Origin of the sequence: Micromonospora yasonensis (assembly GCF_026013475.1) — a bacterium.
In the GTDB taxonomy this organism is placed as follows: domain Bacteria; phylum Actinomycetota; class Actinomycetes; order Mycobacteriales; family Micromonosporaceae; genus Micromonospora; species Micromonospora yasonensis.
Map to the genome: position 1 here is coordinate 21,376 of NZ_JAPDPH010000081.1, position 6,430 is coordinate 27,805.

General features: G+C 71.9%; 6 protein-coding genes and 1 pseudogene. 3 read left to right on the top strand and 4 right to left on the bottom strand.

The window, feature by feature from the left end; translation table 11 throughout:
* Window positions 1–67: 67 nt before the first annotated feature.
* On the top strand, window positions 68–844 hold the full coding sequence (locus ONA70_RS18060) for an HAD-IIB family hydrolase (protein ID WP_265007616.1): 777 nt from the start codon (window positions 68–70) through the stop codon (window positions 842–844).
* Window positions 845–895: 51 nt separating this feature from the next.
* Here ONA70_RS18060 and ONA70_RS18065 read toward each other — a convergent pair whose 3' ends face one another.
* Entirely contained in the window at window positions 896–1,741 is an 846-nt protein-coding gene (locus ONA70_RS18065; protein WP_265007617.1) for an SDR family oxidoreductase, read from the bottom strand.
* 121 nt (window positions 1,742–1,862) lie between these two features.
* On the opposite strand from ONA70_RS18065, the gene ONA70_RS18070 reads away from it, so the two are divergent.
* Window positions 1,863–2,216, top strand: a complete 354-nt coding sequence (locus ONA70_RS18070; protein WP_265007618.1) for a winged helix-turn-helix transcriptional regulator — start codon at window positions 1,863–1,865, stop codon at window positions 2,214–2,216.
* A 126-nt stretch (window positions 2,217–2,342) separates the two neighbouring features.
* Complete coding sequence (locus ONA70_RS18075) at window positions 2,343–4,124, top strand: adenylyl cyclase (RefSeq protein WP_265007619.1); 1,782 nt, start codon at window positions 2,343–2,345, stop codon at window positions 4,122–4,124.
* A 218-nt stretch (window positions 4,125–4,342) separates the two neighbouring features.
* Here ONA70_RS18075 and ONA70_RS18080 read toward each other — a convergent pair whose 3' ends face one another.
* The 3 genes and pseudogenes from ONA70_RS18080 to ONA70_RS18090 all read right to left on the bottom strand — a co-directional run.
* Entirely contained in the window at window positions 4,343–4,936 is a 594-nt protein-coding gene (locus tag ONA70_RS18080; RefSeq protein ID WP_265007620.1) for an ATP-dependent Clp protease proteolytic subunit, read from the bottom strand.
* A gap of 148 nt (window positions 4,937–5,084) precedes the next feature.
* A complete protein-coding gene (locus ONA70_RS18085; RefSeq protein WP_265007621.1) occupies window positions 5,085–5,906 on the bottom strand; it encodes a TrmB family transcriptional regulator in 822 nt (273 codons plus the stop codon).
* 240 nt (window positions 5,907–6,146) lie between these two features.
* A pseudogene (locus ONA70_RS18090) lies at window positions 6,147–6,430 on the bottom strand (helix-turn-helix domain-containing protein); the annotation flags it as partial.

A 6,430-nucleotide genomic window follows, 5' to 3' on the forward strand; every position in this document is an offset into this window, starting at 1 on the left:
GTGCCGGATGGTCACCGTCGGTACCCTGCTAAGTCCTGGCCTGCCCGCGACGACATGGTGGTACTTGATGAACGATCTTCGAGTGGTGGCGTTCGACCTGGACGACACCCTGGCGGTTTCCAAGTCCCAGATCGATGGTCGGATGGCGGAACTGCTCGGCCACCTGCTCACCGAGGTGGACGTGCTGATCATCTCCGGGGGTCGGTTCGAGCAGTTCGAGGCGCAGGTGCTGACCCACCTCGACGTGACCGAGGAGCAGCGGGGCCGGCTGCACCTGATGCCCACCTGCGGCACCCGTTACTACCGTTGGTCGGACGGGGATTGGCGGCAGGTCTACGCCGAGGATCTGAGCGAGGCGGACAAGGCCCGGGTGGTCGGGGCGCTCACCGAGTCGGCGCAGGCGCTGGGCCTCTGGGAGTCGAAGACCTGGGGCGACATCATCGAGGATCGGGGCAGCCAGATCACCTTCTCCGCGCTGGGCCAGTCCGCCCCGCCGGCCGAGAAGTACGGCTGGGACCCGGACGGCAGCAAGAAGAAGCGGCTCCGGGACGCGGTCGCCGAGAAGCTGCCCGACCTGGAGGTTCGGGGCGGCGGCTCGACCTCGATCGACGTGACCCGCAAGGGCGTGGACAAGGCGTACGGCATGCGCAAGCTGCTGGAGTGCCTGGACCTGAAGCTGGACAACGTGCTCTTCGTCGGTGACCGGCTCGACGCCGGCGGCAACGACTACCCGGTGAAGGCCATGGGGATCCAGTGCATCCCGGTGACCCGCTGGGAGGAGACGGCCGACTACGTCGAGGCCCTCGTCGACGACCTGGTGAAGCTGCGCGAGCAGCGGGCCTGACCTGGCCGTCGCCGCCCCGGGCGGGACGGGCCGGGGCGGCGACGAGAGCCGTCAGAGCGCGGCGCGGACCGCCTCGGCGAGCGTGGTCGGCGCGCGCCCGAGCAGCCTGGCCAGGTCGTCGCCGACCGCCAGTTCGCCCTGCGCGAGACCGCGGTCGCCATCGGCGAGCACGGCCGCGTACCCCTCCGGCAGGCCGGCCGCGACCAGCAGTTCGGTGTACTTGTCGACGGGCAGGTCGAGGTAGGAGATCGCGGTGCCGGCCTGCCGGGAGATCTCGGCGGCCAGCTCGGTCATGGTGAAGGGCGCGCCGCCCAGCTCGTACACCTTGCCGGCCTGGCCCTCGGTGGTGAGCACCACCGCGGCGGCCTCGGCGTAGTCCGCGCGGGTGGCGGCGCTGACCCGCCCGTCACCCGCCGCGCCGGCCACCCCGTGCTGGCGGTACGTGGGCAACTGGGCGGTGTAGTTCTCCAGGTACCAGCTGTTGCGCAGGAAGACGTACGGCACGCCGGAGTCCTTGATCAGCTGCTCGGTGGCCTTGTGCTCGGCCGCCAGCACCAGGCTGGAGGTGTCGGCGTTCGCGATGCTGGTGTAGACGAAAAGCCCGATTCCGGCCTCCTTGGCGGCGGTGACCACGTTGGCGTGCTGCGCCACCCGCTTGCCGACCTCACTGCCGGAGACGAACATCAGCTTGTCGGCGCCGGCGAAGGCCGCCTGCAGCGACTCGGGATCGTCGTAGTCGGCCCGCTGGGTGACCACCCCGCGCCCGGCGAGGTCGGCGAGCCGGTCGATGTTGCGGCCGAGCGCCACGATCTGGTCGGCCGGTACGCCCCGGTCGAGCAGCGACTCGATGATCAGGCGGCCGAGGTGGCCGGTGGCGCCGGTGACGACGATGGACATGAGGACTCCCTGTACTGGCGACAGAATCTTTCTTCCCACGCCAACGGGAACAGCAGAGGCTTACTTCCCGTTGGAGAGTAGGCACCTTGAAGTTCGGTACGCACTGAAAGAGAGTGAGCCCGTGCAGGCGGACCCGTTCAACCGGAACTGCGGCAGCCGGAAGGTCCTGGACCGGATCGGCGACCGCTGGAGCGTGCTGGTCGTGCTCACCCTCGCCCGCGGCGACCGGCGCTACGGGGAGTTGGCCGAGCGGATCGACGGCATCAGCCAGAAGATGCTCACGCAGACCCTGCGCGGGCTGGAGCGGGACGGCATCGTCACCCGTACCGTGCACGCCACCGTGCCGCCCCGGGTCGACTACGCGCTCACCGACCTCGGCCGCAGCCTGCTCGACCTGGTCGCCGGCCTGGAGGCGTGGGCCACCACCCACCTCGCCGAGGTGGAAGCCGCCCGGACCCGGTACGACGCCCGCTGACGACGGTTCCGGAACCGGCGGAGCCTGGCGCGATCGGCGTCGATGGGGTAGGAACAGGACGTCCGGCCCAGAGAGCGCTCTCACGCCTCCTGGTCGACCCGTACCCCATCACCGACAGGCAGGCAGATGAGACCAGTCGACCCCTCCCGCCGCCGTTTCCTCACCCTCACCGCCGCCTCCGCGGCGTCGTTGACCGCCCTCGGGCTGCCCGCGCTGCCGGCCGCCGCCGCGCCCGCCGCCGGCGACCCGGACCTCGGCCCCAACGTCTTCGTATACGACCCCAGCACCCCGGTCGAGGAGATCCAGTCCACCCTGGACCGCCTGTTCGCCGCGCAGGAACACAACGAGATGGGCGCCGACCGGTACGCCGTGCTCTTCAAGCCCGGCCGGTACGAGGTCAACGCCCGGCTCGGCTACTACACCACCGTCGCCGGCCTCGGCGCCCACCCCGACGACGTGGAGATCCACGGCGCGGTCCGGGTGATCGGCCAACCCGACCCGAACTCGCCCGCCGGGATCTCCGCCCTCACCAACTTCTGGCGCTCGGTGGAGAACCTCGCCGTCACCCCGACCGACTGGTCGAACCAGTGGGCCGTCTCCCAGGCGTCGCCGATGCGCCGGGTGCACATCAAGGGCATCCTCTGGCTGGAGCCCGGCAACGGCGGCTACTCCAGCGGTGGGTACATCGCCGACTCCAAGGTGGACGGCATCACCATCAACGGCTCCCAGCAGCAGTGGCTGACCCGGGACAGCGAACTCGGCGGCGACTGGACCAACGGGGTCTGGAACCAGGTCTTCTCCGGTGTGCTGGGCGCACCGGCGCAGGGCTTCCCCAACCCGCCGTACACCACCCTGCCGACCAGTCCGGTGACGCGGGAGAAGCCGTACCTCTTCGTGGACGAGGCGGGCGGCTGGCGGGTGGCCGTGCCCACGCTGCGGCACGACACCGCGGGCACCACCTGGGGCGCGGGCGCCCGGCCGGTGCCCTCCCTGCCGCTGGCCGACTTCTTCGTGGCCCGGCCCACCGACTCGGCGAAGCGGATCAACCAGGAACTGTCCCGGGGTCGGCACCTGCTGCTCACCCCCGGCGTCTACCACCTGGACCGGGCGCTGCGGGTCGAGCACCCGGACACCGTGGTGCTCGGTCTCGGCATGCCCAGCCTCGCCCCGACCACCGGCGACGCGGCCCTGCGGATCGAGGACGTCGACGGCGTACGCGTCGCCGGGGTGCTGGTCGACGCCGGTCCGGTCGAGTCGGAGGTGCTGGTCGAGGTGGGCAAGCAGCACAGCCACCGGTCGCACGCCGACAACCCGATCTCGCTCCAGGACGTCTTCTTCCGGATCGGCGGCCCGAACGTCGGCAAGGCCGCCACCAGCCTGGTGGTGAACAGCCGGCACACCCTGATCGACAACATCTGGGCCTGGCGCGGCGACCACGGCAAGGCCGGCACCATCGGCTGGACCGTCAACACCGCTGACACCGGCGTCGTCGTCAACGGCGACGACGTGACCGCGTACGGCCTCTTCGTCGAGCACTACCAGCGCTGGCAGACGGTGTGGCGGGGCGAGCGCGGCCGGACGGTGTTCTACCAGAGCGAACTGCCGTACGACCCGCCGAGCCAGGCGGCCTGGCGCAGCCCGACCGGCAACGGCTGGGCCTCGTACCAGGTCGCCGGGCACGTGCGCGAGCACGAGGCGTGGGGTCTGGGGGTCTACTCGTACTTCAACCAGGGCGTGGACATCCGCTGCGACCGGGCGATCGAGGCGCCGAGCCGGGCCGGCGTCCGGTTCCACGACGCGGTCACCGTCTTCCTCGACGGCAGCGGCGGCATCGAACGCACCATCAACGAGGCCGGCACCCCGGTCGTCGGCTCGTACGGCACCAGCCCGGTGGTCAGCTACCCCTGACCCGGGTGCAGCGGCCCGGCCGGCCGTGGCCGGCCGGGCCCTTCCCGTCCGATGTAACGAGAATTCGTCGGAAGGCGCTGCGCCCCTCACCCGGTGCGCGAGCGGTGGACCGGTCATAGGCTCGCCCGTACATCGGGCCCGGCAGGTGCGGCCACCCGGAGCGGGTCGACGGACGCGATCGAGGGGGCGCGTCCGACGCCCGCCGGGGTCCCGATGGCTCAGCCGGGGAGCTGCTCGGCGCGGGCGACCACCTGGTCGATCAGGCCGTACTCGCGGGCCTGCTCGGCGGTGAACCACCGGTCCCGGTCCCAGTCGCGCTGGATCTCGTCGAGCGCGCGCCCGCTGTGCCGGGCGATCAGCTCCTGCATGGTCCGCTTCACGTGCAGCATGTTCTCCGCCTGGATGGTGATGTCGGCGGCCGTGCCGCCCATCCCGCCGGACGGCTGGTGCATCATGATCCGCGAGTGGGGCAGCGCGAACCGCTTCCCGGCGGTGCCGGCGCAGAGCAGGAACTGCCCCATCGAGCCGGCCATCCCGAGCGCCAGGGTCCCGACGTCGTTCTTGACGTACCGCATGGTGTCGTAGACGGCCATCCCGGCGCTGACCGAGCCGCCCGGCGAGTTGATGTAGAGGAAGATGTCCCGCTCCGGGTCCTCTGCGGCCAGCAACAGGATCTGCGCGCAGATCTGGTTGGCCGAGGCGTCGGTGACCTCGGTGCCGAGGAAGATGATCCGCTCCTTGAGCAGCCGTTCGAAGACCCGGTCGCCGAACGACGGCTGCCCTTCGTCCAGCATCCAGATGCCGTACCCCATGACCTGACCACCTCCGTGCCGCCGGCGGGCGACGGGCCGCCCGGGAACCGGCCGCCTCCAGCCTCCTTCGGGTGGCACCGGGCGGCCCAGGGATTCTGCCGGCGGCAGATCCGCCGTGGGCAGAAGCGGCCGGGGCTGGCCTCGTGGGTCAGCGGGCCGGCGCCACCACCAGGGCGAATTCCTCGCCGGCGGACCAGATCGACTCGTACGCCTGGATGAGCAGTTGGGCGAGCGCGGGGTGCTCGATCAGCAGGGATGTGCTCGATGCCTCGTCGGCGCGCGGGTCCCGCATCGACATGAGGACCCGGGCGCCGTCGGCGATGCAGAGGCGCATCGGCACCTCGGTGACCAGGCGCGCCCGCTCCCCGGCGTCCACGAAGCCCCGGGTGTGGGCCACCAGGTCGGGGTCATCGAGCATCGCCCGCTCGTAGACGCACCGGACGTCGCCGCCCTCGCGGACCAGCCGGCGGGCCGCCTCCATGCCGGCCGGGTTCTCCACCACCAGGTACGGCATCTTGGCGAGGGTGAGCAACTGGTGCCGGGCGCTCGACTGGAGCTCGGCGAACCGCTCGGCGAGCAGCTCCCGGTCCCGGATGACCTCGACATAGTCCAGCGGATCGTCCTCGGACCGCCCGCGCGTCCACAGGGGAGCGAGCTGGTCGATCAACTCGGCGCCGGCCCGCTCGCGCTGCTCGTACGCGTTGCGATGGGCCTCCATCATCCGGCTGACCGCAGCCTGCGGGTCGACCGCCGCGTAGCGGACCACCGGGCCCGGTCGCACCCGCACCAGTCCGCGCTCGCTCAGCGAGCTGAGCACGTCGTAGATCCGCTGGCGGGGCACACCGGAGGCACGGGCCAACTCCGCCGCGGTGTACCGGTCGCGGGCCACCAGAGCCAGGTACGCGCGGGCGGCGTACTGGGTGAGACCCAACCCGATGAGGGCGTCGATGAGGGGCGCTACGCCGGTCATGGCACACACCGTAGCTGCCGAAACAGCAACGCGGGAGAATCGCTCACACCCATCGACGGAAGTCAAGACTTGTCGGGGCGGCGGGACACCGGATAGCGTCTCCGGCATCTGTCACCACTGGCAGTGGTGGCGCCGGTTTCGCGGCCGGGGCAAGACGTCCTCCTGACGGGCGCCACCCCGGTGCCGGCCGACGAGGTCGGCACCGGGGCGGCCCGTCCACCTGGGGCGGGCCGCCCCCCGTCAGACGCGTGCGGTCCGTCGCCGCGCCACCCGCCGGGCGGTACGCGGGCGACGGCGGGCCGGCGGCGGGGCGGGGAACAGCCAGATCCGGGTGCCCGTGCCGAACATGGTCGGCGTGGCGTAGCCGACGTCGAGCGGGCCGGCGGTGGGTAGCCCGAGGTCCATGACCGCCCCGCGGGTGCCGACCAGTGGCGTGCCGCCGAGACGCGGCCGGCGCAGCGCGTGCGGCTGGGGGCGCCCCGGACGCGGCCCCGTGTGCAGGCGTACGTCGCCCCGGCCCGCCG